General features: G+C 70.3%; 1 protein-coding gene (cut by a window edge). It reads left to right on the plus strand.

Annotated features, from left to right (window positions below):
- Window positions 1–17,302, plus strand: partial view of a hypothetical protein gene (locus ACSHWB_RS42665; protein ID WP_439659017.1) — the 3' portion only. 14,120 nt of this gene lie to the left of the window's left edge; only the last 17,302 of its 31,422 coding nucleotides appear in the window; the start codon falls outside the window, past its left edge; its stop codon occupies window positions 17,300–17,302.
- Window positions 17,303–17,307: the final 5 nt, after the last annotated feature.

The following is a 17,307-nucleotide window of genomic DNA, read 5'->3' on the forward strand; positions in this document are numbered from 1 at the left end:
CGCGGAGTTCACGATCGTCGGCGAGAGCCGCTCCGGGAACTTCCTGTACGGCGGCACGCCGCACGCCGAGGGCGTCACGGTCGACATGCCGAAGTCGGTGTTCGTGCGGGTGTCCGAGGACGTCGCGCGTGACCTGGGCGTGCTGCCCAAGGTCGAGTCGAGCGTGCCGAAGCCGGACTTCCCGACGATGGCACCGCCGTCGACGGTCGCGGTGGGCGAACCGGGTGCGCTCGGTCTGTCCAACGTGGAGTCGGTGCCGGATCTGTCCAGTGTGGTCAACGACCTCACGACCCAGCTCTCCACGAAGACCAAGAAGTTCGGCAGCGGCTCGCTGATCCCGGACTCGGTGCTGCAGGACTCGATGAGCAACCTGCAGCGCATCGTCGACCTCAACTCGCCGACCAGCGTGAAGGCGATGATCGACAGTGCGCTCGACGGCGGTGTGCCGCTGCTGGTGCACCAGCCGGGCACGTTCGGCAAGGACTCCTACCAGGTCACGTTGCGGGCCAAGGCGGACACGCCGAAGTTCGACCAGGTCGTCAACGACGGCATCGACATGTCCCACGGCACCGGTGGCTCCCGCAAGGACAGCGACGGCGTCGGCCGCGGCACCGGCTGGGGAGTCGGCGTGCGTGCGCCCGGCCTGGCCTCGCCGGGCAGCGCGAACCCGAACGTCTCCGGCACCGCCGGTGTCGCCGCGGGCGCGAACATCGGCTCCAGCACCAGCAGTTCCGTGACGACCTCGACCACCGAGGCGTTCAGCAGCTCTCGCACGGCCAGCGGACCGTCGGCGCGCTACAACGTGCCGATCGAGTTCGAGCTCGTTGTGGAGAAGGGCAACAGCGTCGTCGCCGAGGCCAAGAGCGACAAGCAGGACATGGTCGTCCGCACCCACGCGGACAACCAGAAGGTCTCCCAGCCGACCACCGGTCACGGGAATCCGCAGCCGTACATGTCCGCGGCGAGCAAGCGCGGCAGCGAGTTCGGCACTCCCGAGGCGACGGCCGCGTTCCAGCAGGACACCCGTGCGTCGAAGCTGCCGCCGACCGCGTCGGTGGAGAACCTGCGCGGTGCCAAGGACCTGCGTGACGCCGCGGTGAAGGCGATGACGGACGCGGGCGCGGGCAAGGGCCTGACCGGCAAGGGCACGGGCTCGCTCAACGCCCTGTTCTCCACGCTGAGCCCGGAGAACCTGCAACCGCACCTGCCGTCGATGCTGTCGGGCCCGCTGGACGTGCCGGGCCTCAAGGAGGCCGCGCTGACGTTCGGGCAGGACGCCGACGTCAAGGTCTACGCGAAGCTCGTCAACCCGCAGCTGGGGTCGCTCAGCGACGACGTCAAGGTCGACATCCCGCAGAACACGAAGACCACCGAGACCTCCAGCGAGGCCAAGGTGGCCGACTCGGCCGACGTGTCGGTCGGACTCGCCCAGGGCAGCGCCGCGGTCAAGCAGGGCGCCCCGACGGACACCGTCAACTTCGGCACCGGCGGTGTCGAGCTGAGGCACGCAGGCGAGGACTCGTCCGGTGTGTCCGGCGGTCCCGCGCAGGCCCAGGGCGGCAACGTCAAGCCCAAGGACACGTCCCGCACCGGCCTGGTGCAGTACGACGTCGAGTACCGCGTGGTCGCGACGATCGGGGGCAAGACCTCCGTCGTCGACCTGTCGGTGCCCGGCTCCGCCGGTGTGCGGATGCCCGCCACCGAGGTCGAGGCCACGCTGAACCAGCCGCTCGGCGACTCGCTGAAGGACGCCCAGGCCGACGTCAAGAAGACGGCCGACGAGTGGCGGACCGCGGAGAAGGACGTCGAGAAGGCCCGTCACGACGCCCAGGACGCGATCAACGAGGCCGCGGCCGTGCTGGCGCGGACCGACCAGCCGCTGAGCGACGCTTCGGCGAAGCTGAAGACGGCGACCGACGCGCACGTCGCCGCCGAGGCCGAGGTCACGCCGTTCCAGACGGCGCTCGACGACACGATCAGCGACGCGGGCCAGACCCGCGCCACGATCAAGGACCTCAACGCGCAGGTCGTGTCGCTGAGCCAGGACGCACAGGTGGCCGACAACGCGGTCAGCGACGCCTGGGCCGACGGTGCGCCGCAGACCGAGATCGACCGGCTCACGCAGGAGGCCGACGCGGCGCACACCGCGTTGGCCGACGCGCAGCAGCAGGTCGCCGACGCGCGTGCGGAGCTCGACGCCCAGCGTCAGGCCGCCACGGACGCCCGCACCGAGCTCCAGGGGCCGAAGGAGGCCGCGGCCAAGGCCGATGCCGCCCGCGCGGCCGCCCAGGACGCGCACCAGAAGATCGTGGACGAGCGGACGGCCGCGCAGAAGGCGATCACGGACGCGGAGACCAGGCTCGACGCGGCCCGGCGCGACGCGGACGCCAAGCAGCAGCTGTGGTGGGACGCCAAGGCCAAGGTGGACAACGAGGTCGACGCGTTCAACGCCACGGCGAACACCCCGCCGCCGGCGCCGGCCACGACGACCACGACCGCCTCCACCACGCCCCCCGGCGTCGACCAGCGGCCGCAGGAGTCCACCGTGATGGACACCAGCCGCGGTGGCGTGGAGGCGAGCTCGTCCCGTCCCGCGCCGGCCACGGCACCGACGGCCCCTCCCGCTCCGGGCACGGACACGAAGAGCGACGCGAAGAAGATCAAGGGTGGTGGCGCGCCGCCGAGGATGACCCCGCCGACCGCGGAGTCGCACAGGGGCAAGGACGTCTTCACCGACGAGTCGTGGCGGCACGACCCGGCCAAGACGGCCGAGTGGTCCGCTCCGAACAACCCGGCCGACCCGAGCTCCTGGGCCGACCGCCGTGCGAACGCGAACGTCCGGACCGTCGACCAGGTCGTGCACGACGTCCGCACGAACAGCACGCCGTCGAACATCAAGTCCTACCAGGGCCTGATCAACTACGACCTGCGCCGCATCGAGACCAGCCCGGGCAAGTTCGTGCAGGAGTACACCGTCAAGGTGCACATCGACCCTGCCGCGAACACGACGCCGGAGGCCATCGCACAGGTCAAGCAGAACGCGCACAACGGCGTCGACAACCTGCTGAACCAGGGTTACCGGCTGCCCAGCGGCGACCAGTTCCACCTGAACCTGGAGTTCACGGACAACAAGGCCGACGCCCACACGAGCATCAAGGTCGACGACAAGACGACCAACCCGGACCAGACGCACTGGGGCACCGACACCAGCCCCGAGGTCCTGGCGCACGAAACGCTGCACTACCTCGGGATCCCGGACGAGTACAAGGACTCGACCCGCGTCTTCCAGCAGCACGACACCAACTCCGGCGTGCACCAGAACGACGGCGGCATGATGGGCGCCGACGTCCACCTGCCCGACGCCGGCATCCGGCCGCGCCACCTGTGGCTGATCGAGCGCACGGCGACCAGCCAGGTCATGGTCCCCGACACCAGGCTGGACTCCACCGGCCCGCTCCCGGGATACCAGCCCACGCAGAACACCAGTCCCGACACCACCTCGGACGTCGACACCCGGCCCGCGAAGCAGAAGCGCGACCGCTCCCCCGAGAGCGACAACGGCACCCCGGCCGACAACCGGACCACCAAGAAGAAGCCCGCCGCCGACACCTGGACCAACGCCGAGGCCGGTCCGAGCAACTCCGGCGCGGACATGGAGGTCGACTCCCAGGCCGACGGCGACGTCGACATGGACACCGTCGACGACTCCGACCTCGACAACCTGGCCGGCCGCTTCGCCGGCCTGTCGCTGGGCAACGTCGACTTCTCGTACAACCCGGCGTTCGCGAGCCTCGCCAACGGCCCCGTCGAGCTGCCCACCAAGGACACCTACCTCGACCAGCTCAGGAAGAACGTCGAGCAGGACGCGCCGCCGTCGTTCGTGGTCAACATGATCGTCGGCCACAACCAGCTGGGCGAGATCGACTCGGTCATCGAGGCCGTCACCAGGGACGCCGGCGACCTCAAGGGCAACATGGTGTTCGTCATCGGCGTCAACGGTCCCATCGGGTCCGACGCCGACCTGAACGCGAACATCGCCCAGGCCAACAACAACGTGGCGACCAGGAGCGAGGCCATCGCCCTGGTGCCGTTGCCGCCGTTCGACCCGAGCAAGGGCTTCCCGTACGGCACGATGCGCAACGGGACGATGCAGAGCGCCGCCACGAAGTTCGCCGTCGGCGCGATGAACGGCAAGGGCACGCACCCGTACCTGTCCATTCAGGACTTCGACGCCGGTTCGCGCCAGGTCCCGTCGGGCAAGGACGTCTTCAACCACTTCACCGAGTCGATGAACTCGCCGGAGACCGGCCCGATCCGCCCGCTGATGTACGCCGGTGGGTACCGGGTCGGCGACGCGGACGCGCTGATCGCGGACGTGCAGACGCGGATCGCGAAGGAACAGCAGGCCCTCGACGCCGGTCCGGACCCGAAGAAGCAGCGGCAGCTGGACCTGGCCAAGGACTACGTCAAGCCCGAGAACCGGGCCGCGTTCGTCCAGAAGTTCCAGCAGGCGATGAACGACGACATGGACGCGCGGGTCCGGCAGTCGGACACGGCGCCCCTGCTGCCGTACCTGCCCGAGCCCAACCTGTTCATCGACGCGAACGTCCCGCTGGTCGACCCTTCGGTGAAGTTCAGCGACGGCGGGGCCGAGTTCAACGGCCTCGGCAAGTCGATGAACAAGTTCGCCGGCGCCGAACTGGTGGAGATCCACAAGAACAAGCTCCCGGCACCCGAGCTCAACGCGGACCTCAGGGCCGCCAAGGCCCAGCTCGAGGCGGACCTCAGGACTCAGCCCGGCAAGCCGGAGGAGATCCAGCTCAGGACGCTGGCGCGGATCGACGCCGAGATCGAGCAGAACGAGAAGTTCGTCAGGGGCACGGAGTTCGAGGCCGCCGTCACCGCCGTCGCCGTCCAGTCCGGCATCGACGTCGACATGCAGACCAACCGTCACCCGTACCGCGGCCAGACCATCTCCACCGACTTCGTGAACGGCGCGGTGGGCACCGACCTGTCCCGCATCGCGCTCGACTTCGCGAAGGCCGACGGCAAGTCGTGGTCCCAGTCGCACGTCGACCTGAAGACCGTGCCGAACCGGACCTTCGGCGGTGAGCTCGGGCAGGCGTCCAAGGCCGCCAAGGCCGAGGCCTCGCCCGCGGACATCCGGGGCGAGGCACAGAACAAGAAGTCCAAGGCCGGTGTGCCGAACCCCGGCAACAAGCCGTTCGACAAGCGCGAGCCCCAGCAGGTCATCACGCACGAGTACAGCGTCGACGAGACCACCGGGAAGCACACGCACACCGGGTCCACCGGCGGCTGGAACCCGTCCAGGGTCGACTCGCTGAAGCTCGGCTGGGAGAACAAGAACACGCTCAACCACGCGATCTCCGCGGAGATCCCCGGCAACGGGCACATGGGCGTCCCCCCACAGGACAACGACCCGAAGAGCTACCCGCCGCCGCGACCGGAGCTGCCCCCGCACCCGGTCACGGGCAAGAAGCAGCCGCTCCCGCCGCGCACCGAGGCCGAGCTCGGCCACATCGTCCCGACGGCCAAGCAGCAGAAGATGGCCACGGTCCTGAACATGGCGCTGTCGGACAACGACAGCAACGTGACCAGGACGTTCGTGATGCTGGAGCACGGCATCGCCCCGAACGTCGGCGCCCCGCGCACGGACGGCGTGTTCAACGCCGTGCACGCCGCGCAGACCGCCGAGGCCCAGAACCAGCCGGGGTCGAGCAAGAAGGGCAAGGGCAAGGGCAAGGCAGTCCCGGTCCTGTCGCCGGTGGACCTGCGGACGAGCACGATCCAGCAGGGCTCGATCGCCTCGGAGAGCGTGACCACGCAGATCGCGCGGTTCCGCCAGCAGCACGGCCTGGAGAACGGCCACCTGGTCAACGCGCTCATCGAGCCCCAGCCGGCCCCGGTGCGCACCACCGCGCACCCGGTCGACAACTCGGGCACGAGCGGCACCGAGCTGACGGCGCAGGAGCGCGCCGCGCAGGACCGGGCGGACGCGGCGCAGAAGGCCGCCGACAACGTCAAGGCGGCCAAGGCGGAGGAACTCGCCGTCAAGCTGCTCGCGACGAAGCTCAACCGTCCGATCACCGTCCACGGCCCGGACGGCACCACGACCGTCGACCCGTTCTACGACCTCAAGCCGGAGGTCCTCGAGCACTCGACCGACGCGGACAAGGCCAAGGCGAAGAGGTGGAAGGAACCGAAGTTCGGGCCTGAGCTGCACATCGACAGGACGCCGAACCCGAACGGCAAGTCGACGTTCAGCCCGCACAACCCGGACGCGGGCCCGTCACACCGCGCGGCACCGCCCGCACCCGAGGTCGAGACGCGTCCGGCCCCGCCGCCGCCCAACCCGGTCATCCCCATGGCCAGGCTGGCGCCGCCGGCGGTCGGCCAGGTCATGCCGGACGCGCAGAACCTGCCGGGCTTCTTCCAGGAGAACAAGGCGCTGGGCACGATCGCGCCGACGGACGTGAACGGCGCCGAGAACGTCACGGGCGCCATCACGAACCTGAAGCCCGAGGACGCCGCCCGCATCCAGCAGGCGATCAAGGGCGACTTCGAGTCGTTCCTGGACAACGGCCGCAACTTCCAGGTCAAGATCGGCAACAACTGGTACGAGGCGAACGTCCGCGCCACCATGCAGGCGCAGACGGACGTCGCCCCGGTGGACGCCCCCGGCGTCAAGGTCGACGCGACCGCGCAGTCGGGCAACACGTCCTCGGCGACGCACACCGTCGCCACGGCCAACGACATCGGCGGCGCGGCCTCGGCCACCGGCGGGTTCGGCCCGTACGGCTCGCTGGGCGGCAAGGCGCAGCTCGCCACGCCCGCGCAGTCGCAGGGCATGTCGTCGTCGCTCACCGACCAGCGGATCATCCGCGCCGGTGAGGGCTCGACGACGGCCAAGGTGAACGTGTCCTACGACATCACGCTCACCAAGGCCGACGGCACCGTCACGAACCTCGACCCGGTCACCACCGGGACCGACGTGACGCTGCAGATCCCGAACGACCTCGCGGTGATCACCGCGTCCGGCAACACGTCCGACGTGAAGACCCCCACGGACGGCAAGTGGGGCACCAAGCTCGAGCACCCCGCGCCCGAGACGGTGTCGGTCGACAACCCGCAGAAGGCGTTCGACGACGTGGCGCGCAACCTGCACCCGTCGATCGTCAAGGTCGGCTCGCCCGGCCGTGAGGCGCTGCTGAACTTCCTGAGCCCCACCGAGATCCGCAACAACCTCGGCGCGATGCTCGGCGGCGCGTACGTGACGTCGCCGGACCTCATCAGCCCGCACGCCAGCAAGGGCGCCGCGGTGCAGATGACGGCCACGCTGCAGACCGCCCAGCTGGTCGGCACGCTCGGCACCGGACAGCTGCGCCTGCACGACACCTCGGCGCACAGCAGTGGTGTGTCCTCGACGACGAAGTCCGGTGGCGACCTCAACGCGGGGCTCGGGTTCAACACCGGGCTGCCCAACGTGGTCGGCGGCCAGGTCGGCGCCACCGTGGGCTACTCCGCGCGCGTCGCGGAGAGCGTCAACGCGGGCACCAACACCGCGCACAAGAGCGGCATCCAGCTCAAGGGCGAGACCGGTCTGTACAAGGTCACCGCCATCGTCGACGTCCGCACCCCGCGCGGCGAGAACGTCAAGGTCCCGGTCACCACGTACATGCGGCTCGGCCTGCCCGAGGCGGGCCAGCTCGGCCTGCCGACGCCGGACGGCACGCGCAACAACATCGTCGACGAGTCCACCAAGGGCCAGAAGTTCCCGCCGCCCTACATGGCCGACGCGATCGCCGCGGGCAGCGCCAAGGTCGGCGAGTTCGAGGTGGCGGCGGAGGTCCAGACGCAGGTCGAGGAGTCGCTGCGGGCACTGCCCGGCTTCGGCAAGTTCCTGCCGAGCTGGAACGACCCCAACGCGAACCCGCGCAGCAGCAAGGGCAAGGGCTTCGCGGACGTCGCCGAGCAGCTCGCGAACCAGCGCAGGCTGACCTCGCAGCTCTCCCCCGCGGCGCTGAAGACCAACATGGACAGCCTGATGGGTCCCGGCGTCCAGGTGCAGCTGAAGAACAGCGGCACGTCCTCCAACACCTACGTCAACATCACCGTCAAGGCGAAGCTGACCGACCCGAAGCACCTCGGCCAGGCCGACGCGCGCAACATCCGGGACGCGTCGTCGACCGGTCCGAAGCTCGACAGCTCCACCAGCACCACCAAGGGCTGGAGCGGCGGTGTCGAGGGCAAGGTCGTGATCCCCAGCGAGACCAAGCTCGCGAAGCTCACGCCCACGCCGCAGTTCGGCGCGAAGTACAACCACTCGTGGACCGACAAGACCTCGGCCGGTCCGACGGTCAACAGCACCTCCCTCAACGTCGGCAGCCCGAACGCCCAGGTGTTCCGCGGCGACGTGGAGTTCGAGGTCGAGATCACGACGTTCACCCGGCCGCGGGCCTGGGTGCGGCGGATCGTGCCCGGCGCCCCCGGTTTCCACTCGCCGGAGCAGACCACGGTCGCGAGGACCGGCACCGGTGACGCGGACCTGAAGCCGATCAAGGGCGAGGTCAACCTCTGGGTGTCGGACAGCTCGACGCTCGACTCCGACCCCGGCAAGGGTTTCGAGCCGGGCAAGCCCGAGTCGCGGACCCTGAAGGACGCGCCGTCGGTCAAGGACCTCCTCAGCAAGCCGAAGGAGAAGTCGCCGGACTTCCTGCACGTGGAGGCCGTGGCCAACACGACGGCGCTGCGCGACCAGGCGATCGACGCGCTCAACCGCGCGGCGAACGGCGACTCCGCGCTGACGGTGCCCGGCACCGCGTCCCGTGCGCAGATCGACAAGATGTTCTCCCCGGAGAACATCAAGGCGAACCTGCGCAAGCTGACCGAGACCGGCATGCAGGAGCAGGGCTTCAAGTACGACCGCCGGGTCACCGACCGCACGGGCGCGATCGGGGTCTCGTTCAAGCTGGGCAACGCGAAGCTGGTGTCCATTTCGGACAACACGGCGACCGAGAACGCCTACACCGGCGGCTACAAGGCGAGCCAGTCGTCGTCCACGAACAGGTCGGTCGACATCACCGGCGGCATCAACGTGCCGATCAAGCCGAACGACCCCGCTCCGCCCGCCGGTGAGCCCACGCCCACCAGCGGCGCCGGTGGTGTCGCGGCGGCCGGCAAGATCACGCCGTGGTCGGACTCGAAGTCGAAGGCGACCGAGATCGGCGGCAGCCACGACCGCAACCACGTGACGCCCGCGGGTAGCCGCACCGTGCTGGTGCAGCTCGACGCCGACGTCACCGTGGTCGGCGAGAGCCGGGCGGGGAACTTCCTGCACGGCGGCACGCCGAGGGCGGAGGGCGCGACGGTCAGCCTGCCCCAGTCCGTGTTCGTCCGCGTGACCGAGGACGTGGCGCGGGACATGGGTCTGCTGCCGGACGTGCAGCCGAACGTCCCCAAGCCCGACTTCCCGAAGATGGCGCCGCCCGCGACCGTGGGCAAGGGCGACTCGAGCGCGCTCGGCCTGTCCGTCGTGGAGGCCGTGCCGGACTTGTCCGGTGTGGTCACCGACCTGTCGAACCAGCTCGACACGAAGACCGCGAAGCGCTTCGGCAGCCCGCTGCTGCCCGGCTCGGTGCTCCAGGACTCGATGAGCAACCTGCAGCGCCTGGTCGACTTCAGCTCGCCGGCCAGCGTCAAGTCGATGATCGACAGCGCCCTGGACGGCGGTGTGCCGCTGCTGGTGCACCAGCCCGGCACGTTCGGCAAGGACTCCTTCCAGGTCACCCTGCGGGCGAAGGCGGGCACGCCGGCGTTCCAGGAGGTCGTCAACGACGGCATCGAGATGGAGTCGACCATCTCCGGCTCTCACAAGGTCACCGACGGCCAGGGCCGCGGCACCGGCTGGGGCCTCGGTCTCAAGGCGCCGGGGCTCGCGGCTCCCGGCAGCGCGAACCCGAACGTGTCCGGCACCGCCGGTGTGATGGCGGCGGCGAACATCGGCGGCTCGAAGAGCAGCTCGGTCTCGACGTCGACGACCGACCAGTGGGGCAGCTTCCGCGCGGGCAGCGGACCGGCGGCGCGCTACACCGTGCCGATCGAGTTCGAGCTCGTCGTGGAGAAGGGGAACAAGGTCATCGCGACCGCGCCCAGCGGCCCGCAGGAGATGACCGTCCGCCTGCACGCGGACAACCAGAAGGTCAAGGTCGACGGCGGGCTCCCGCCGCTGCCCCACCACTCGACCCAGACCCCGCAGCCGGCCTCCCAGGGCACGCCCCAGGCCGCCGCGGACTGGCAGCGGGAGGGCGATCCGGCCACCCTGAAGCCGGGCGCGTCGGTGGAGAACCTGCGCGGTGCCAAGGACCTGCGCGAGGCGGCGGTCAAGGCGCTCGAGGAAGCGGGTGCGGGCAAGGGCCTGACCGGCAAGGGCACGGGCGCGCTGAACAGCCTGCTGGCCACGCTGAGCCCGGAGAACCTGCAGCCGCACCTGCCGGGCATGCTGTCCGGCCCGATCACGGTGCCCGGCCTGCACGAGGCGGCGCTGACGTTCGGTCAGGACGCGGACGTCAAGGTCTACGCCAAGCTGGTCGACCCCACGCTGGGCGCGCTCAGCGACGGCGTGGCGATGGAGAACCCGAAGTCGCAGGTCACCGCGACCAGCACCGACTCGAAGGTCACCGAGACCGGTGACGTGTCCGTCGGTCTCGCGACCGGTGGCGCGGGCGTCAAGCAGAACACCGACCCGAAGGACAACGTCACCTTCGGCACCAGCGGTGTCGAGCTGCGCCACGCCGGCGAGGACTCCACGGCGAACTCCGGCGGCCAGACCGACAACAAGGTCAACAACCTCAAGCCGAAGGCCACCACCGGACTCGTCCAGTTCGGCGTCGAGTACCGCGTGGTCGCCACCATCGGCGGCAAGACGTCCGTCATCGACCTGTCGGTGCCGAACTCGGCCGCCGTCCGGATGCCGGCGGCGGACGCTCAGGCCGTGCTGGGCCAGAACTTCAGCCAGGCGCTGACGGACGCCCAGGCCGCCGTGAAGGCCGCGGCGGACGCCTGGCGCACCGCCGAGGTCGACGTCGACGCCAAGCGGCACGACGCCCAGCAGGTGATCAACTCCTCGGCCGCCGCGCTCGCCAAGAACGACTCGGACTTCACCTCTGTCCAGATCGGCTACAACAACGCGATCCAGACGCACCTGGACGAGCAGGCCAAGATCCCGGCGCTGCAGACCAGGGCGCAGACGGCCGCGGACCAGGCCGCCCGCACGTCCGAGGCGATCACCGAGCTGTCCACCAAGGTCGACGGTCTCGGGACCGTGGCCATGGGCAAGCAGTTCGAGATCGACGACGCCAGGTCGGACGTCGAGACCAAGGCGCAGACGCTGCGGCGGCTCGAGAGCCAGGCGGCCGGCACTCCAGGCCTGCAGGGACAGATCGACACCGCACGTCAGGCCCACACCGACGCCGAGACCGCGCTGCGGAAGGCGGAGGGTGAGTTCGACGCCGCGACGAAGGCGATGAACGAGGCCCAGCAGCGGCTCAACGAGGCGAACGCCGCACTGCCCGACCTGGAAACGGCAGCCGCGGACCGCAAGGCAGAGCTCGTCGCGCAGCAGCAGGTCGTCGCCCAGGCGGAGACGGCCCGTACCGACGCGCGGACGCTGCACGACCAGGCGGTCGCCAAGCTCGCCGCCGACCGCGCGACGCAGGAAGCACTGGTCAAGGACGCGGAGACGAAGCTCGACGACGCGCGCCGGACCGCGGACGGCAAGCAGCAGGAGTGGTGGGACCGCAAGGCGGTCGTCGACGACCGGATCGCCGACTTCAACAACCCGCCCGCGAACACCACCACGTCGTCCGCTCCCCCGCCGCCCCCGCCGGGGCCGGACCTGTCCAAGCCGCTGCCTCCGACCCCGCCCGCCGAGGCGTCGTCGAGCAGGGACGCGGAGACCCGTCCGGCACCGCCGAACGCCCCGGCCACCCAGACCCCGGCCGAAGGCAGTGCGGAGACCCAGGCACCGACGAGCGTCCCGGGCGTGGTGGTCGAGAGCCACCTCAAGGCGCTGACGGCGGACGCGATGCAGAACGCCTCGCCGCTCGCGAGGGACGTGGAGACCGCACTGCGGTCGGACCACGCCACCTACCTCGACCACGAGGCGGGCCTGGACCTGCTGCGGGCGTCGGTCGTGCTCGACACCAGGACCGACGACATCGCCACGATGATCCAGCGCCACGGCGTCGAGGCGGTCTCGAAGGCGTTCAACAAGGAGTTCGGCCGGCCGGTCATCGAGGGCGCGCAGCTGCGCCAGTTCGGTGATCTGTCCACTCCGGACAGCCGGATGGCGTTCAACGCGTGGGCCCACCAGCTGTGGGAGACGGTGAACAACACGCCGTCGTACACCTCCAACCCGGCCAAGCTCGCCTCCGACGTCTTCAACCACGAGAAGGGCTACAACCGGGGCACGAACTTCGCCCAGGAGAAGGCGCTCACGGACATGGTCGGCGCCCCGCCGCTGGCCGACACGATCGCGGGTACGCCGCAGTTCGGTCCCGGCACGGACAACCAGGCGTTCTGGGTGCAGAAGGTGCTCGGCGACGCGGAGGTCCTGCCCGAGGGCAGCGTGACCGCCGACGTGTTCACGGACGCGGTCGCCGCCCACCGGGCCGAGCTCGGTGCGGCACTGGGCGTCGAGCTCGACGACGCGAAGATCGCGGCGCTCACGACCGCGTTGCGGGAAAACGGGATGATCGACGAGCCGGAGCCGGCTCCCGCGAGCACCTGGACCGAGCCGGAGAGCTCGCGCTCGGTGCACGAGCCGGTCCCGCCCTCGGCTCCTGCCGCGTCCACGTCCACGGACGCAACAGCGAACGAGACCGACCTGACCATCACGACGGTGCCCGAGGTGGACGCCGCGATCGACTCGCTGACCGCGGACGCGTGGCAAAACGCCCCGGCCTTCGCGCACGCGGTCGATGCGGCGCTGGTGGCCGATCCTGGCAGGTTCGTGCAGTCCGAGGCCGGCAGGCACCTGCTGCACGCCTCTGTCCTGCTCGACACCAGGGCGGACCAGATCGGCGCGCTGATCGAACAGCACGGCGCCGACGCGGTGTCGAAGTCGCTGAACAAGGCGTTCGCGCGGCCGGTCCTCGAGACCGTCCAGATCCAGGAGTTCGGCAACCTCGCCACACCGGAGAGCCGCGCCAAGTACACCGAGTGGGCCCACCAGATGTGGTCCACGATCAACACCGGGCCCACGCTGGGCGCGGACGTCGGCAAGGTCGCGGACCTCTTCAACCACGACAAGGGCTACAACCGCGGCTACAACTTCGCGCAGGACGCGGCCGTCGCCGACATCACCGGCGCTCCCCAGCTCAGCGACGTCGTCGGCGTCACCCCGCCGGGTGCCACCGACACGACCAGCCGGGCGTTCTGGGTGGCGCAGGTGCTCGGCCAGGCCGGGATCCTGCCGGCCGAGAGCGTGAGCCCCGACGCGTTCACCAACGCCGTCACCGCCAACCGGGCCGTCCTCGGTGACGCCATGGGCCTCGACCTCACCGACGCGAAGATCACCGAGCTCAGGACCGAGCTGCAGGAAAACGGCATGGTCGACGAGGACCCGCCGGCGGCCAACGAGCCCGTGCCGCCGTCGGCGCCCACCGTCCGCAGCGAGGCCTACACCGCGCTCGACGCGTTGACGACCGACGCGATGGACCACGCCACCCCGTTGATGCTGCAGGTGAAGGCCGAGCTCGAGGGGAACCCGCGGCGGTACCTCGACCACGAGTCCGGAATGGACCTGCTGCGCGCCTCGGTGGTGCTGCACACCCGGTCGGCCGAGGTCGCCGCGCTGATCGACCAGCACGGTCTGGAGGCCGTCACGACGGCGTTCAACGACCGGTTCGGGCGGCCGGTGATCGAGACCGAGCAGCTCGACATGTTCGCCGACGACGCGGACCACGGGAAGTTCGGCGCCTGGTCGCACCAGCTGTGGAGCACCGTCGAGAACAGCCCCACGTTCACGGCGGACCCCGGCAAGGTCGCCGAGCGCGTCTTCAACCACGAGAAGGGCTACAACCGGGCGTTCAACATGGCGCAGCGGACCGCTCTCGTGGACGCCATCGGCGCGCCGCCGCTGGCCGACTCGATCGCCGATCTGAAGGTCTACGGTCCCGACTCCTACAGCCAGTCGCTGTGGGTGCACCAGGTGCTGACCAACTCGATGCTGATCGACGAGGGCATGCTCAGCCCGCGGGCGTTCACCGAGGCCGTCGAGGACAACCGGGCCGCGCTCGCCGAGGCGCTGGGCGTGACCCTGGACGACGCGAAGATCGCCGAGCTCAAGACGAAGCTGCAGGGCGACGGCATGGTCGACGACGACCCTGCGCCGTCCTCTCCCCCGAAGGACGCGCCGGTGTCCCACCGGCCGCCGGCCGACCCGAGTCCGTTGCACAGCACCGACACGAACGCTCCGTGGTTCGACCCGCGGAGCCCCGTGTCCTCGCAGGCCGTCGCGGACGCCCGCGCCACGACCCCGGCCTCCAGCTGGGTGCGCGGTGAGGACGGCGGTGTCCTCGACAACACCAAGGTCGGCCCGCACGGCATCACCATGCGGGCCTGGCGCGGCCCGATCGCCTACGACAACCGCGTCCTGGACGTGGACGGCGTGCCGGTGCGCGACTTCACCGTGCGGCTGCACCTCAACGGCGGCGACGCGGCGGTTCAGGACCGCACCCGCGCGGGCGTCGAGGAGCTGTACAACCAGGGCTACAAGCTGCCCAGCGGTGAGCAGTTCCACGTCACGGTCGAGTTCACGGACAACCCCGCCGACGCGCACGCCACCGTCGAGGTCGCGGCCGCCGGCGGCAGGGCCAACCAGCTCAGCTGGCCCGTGGACACCGACTCGCGGCGCCTCGCGCACGAGGTCGGGCACTTCCTCGGGCTGCGCGACGAGTACCTGGAGACCGGCGACGTGAAGCCGATCTTCCAGCACCAGGACGGCAGGGGCCGCGTCGTCAACGACAACTCCCCCATGACCCAGGGCATCGACAAGGCCGACGCCCGGCTCAAGCCGCGCCACCTGATGCTGGTCCAGAGCAGGATGGAGGCGCTGCAGTCGCACAACCGGCCGCAGCCCGCCGTCGAGGAGCACGCTGACCTGCCCGCGCCGCAGATGCCCAAGCGCGGCAACGAGCACCTGGACGCCGACCCGGCAGGGGACGCGATCAAGCGGACCCGCGAGGAACTCGCCGAACTGTCCATCGAGGACAACGAGGTCGAGATGGCCGACCAGGAGCAGGCACAGGACGCCGCCCCGTTCAACGAGAACGGCGTGCACAACGCGGCCTACGAGCACCTGGCCCAGGGCCACGAGCTCACGCAGATCACCGCGGAGAACTACCTGCAGCGCACGCAGCAGAGCATCGACGCCAACGAGAAGCCTTCGTTCGTGGTCAGCATGATCGTGCGGGCGAGCGAGCTCGGCCAGCTCGACAATGTGATCAACGGCGTCATGGCCGGCACGCAGGACATGGACGGCCGCGTGGCGTTCGTGCTCGGCGTGAACGGCGCGACGCAGGCGGAGATCGACGCCGCCATCGCCGCCGCGACCCCGTCGGTCAACGGCCGCACGGAACCGGTCGCGCTGGTGAGCGTCCCGCACGGGCCCAAGGGCTTCAAGTTCGGCGAGACCCGCAACGCGACGCTGGACAGCGACGCGCACGTGTTCGCGGTGACCGCGCTGGCGGCCACCGGGACGCACCCGTACGTCGCGGTCATGGACTTCGACGCGGGTGACAGGACGACCCGCGAGGGCGGGCACGTCTTCGACCACGTCGCCCGGCTCACGAACGCCGAGGAGGTCGGTCCCGCCGACGGTCCCGACATCGCGGCACCGCTGCGGCCGCTGATGATCGGCGGCGGCTACCGGGTCGCCGTCAGCCCCGAGCAGCTGCACGCCGACGTGCTCGAGCGCATCAACGGCGACTCGAAGACCTCGGACGCGCAGAAGGAGGCGCTGCGGGCGAAGCTGGCAGAGCCGGACTTCCACGAGCGGTTCACGCACGTGATCGACGCGGACATGCACGCCCGCAGGACCCAGCAGGGCATCCACCCGCTGCTGCCGTACACGCCGGAGCCGAACCTGTTCGTCGACGGCCTCGTGCCGCTGGCGGAGCCGAGCGTGCGGTTCGGCGAGGGCCAGGCGGAGTTCGGACAGCTCGGCCAGTCGCTCAACCGCTTCTACGCGGCGGAGCTCGCGAAGCTGCACACCCCGGCGGACGCGGCCGACATGGCCGCCGCCACCGAACGGGCCAGGGTGGACGTCCAGAACAACCGGCACCCCGTGCGCGGCCAGGCGTTCACGACCGACTTCGTGGCGGGTGACACCGGCACCGACCTGTCCAGGATCGCCTACGGGCTGATCAAGGACGGCAAGCTGCCGCAGTCGCACACCGCGCTGCCGAACGTGTCGGAGCGGTTCCTCGACGGCAAGCCGGCCAAGAAGGGCACGAAGTTCGCCGACGAGCGCGAGCGCCTCGCCACCGACCCGCTCCCGGTCGTGGAGCCGTTCCTGCCGCCTGCCGCCGGGCAGACCACGAACACGTGGAACCCGCCGGCCAAGATGAAGACGCAGCTCGGCGCGCCGCAGAAGAACCGGATGAACCCGGCGGTGTCCGCACCGATGCCCGCGCCGTTCGAGCAGATGCAGGCGGGCATCCAGAAGGACCAGAAGGTCGTCGCGGCCCACGGGCTGGTGGCGTCCGACCACGTGAGCGCCACGCAGCGGCAGCTGCGGTTCCTCCACGAGGACGTGCTGGTCCGCCAGCCCATCCCGCCGGTCAGCACCAACGGCCTGTACGCCGTTGTGGGCCAGGCCCGCGGCGTCGACCCGGTGACGCTGCGCCAGCAGGTCGTCAGCCTGGCGGCGACCCACCAGGCGGTGAGCAAGGCCGTGGCCGAGTTCACCGTCGGCAGGCCGATGCACAACGGGCACCTGTCCGGTGCGCTGGTGGAGCACACCAACTGGCACATGAAGCCGGACGCCGCCGAGAACAACGGTGCCGGCAACGCGCGTGACCTGCTCGGACACCTGATCGCGACGCAGCAGGGCGTCAACATCCGGATCCACCAGGCAGGCCGCGCGCCGGTGCTGCTGCGGCCGATGGGCCCGCCGTTCCCCGACACCGTCGAGGTCGAGATGGTGATGGACGGACGGCAGGTCACCTACCGGGCCTACCAGCCTCCGGGAGGGCTGCAGCCGGACGCGCAGATGCATTAGCGTGA

Origin of the sequence: Lentzea sp. HUAS TT2, from assembly GCF_051853195.1 — a bacterium.
Classification (GTDB): Bacteria; Actinomycetota; Actinomycetes; order Mycobacteriales; family Pseudonocardiaceae; genus Lentzea.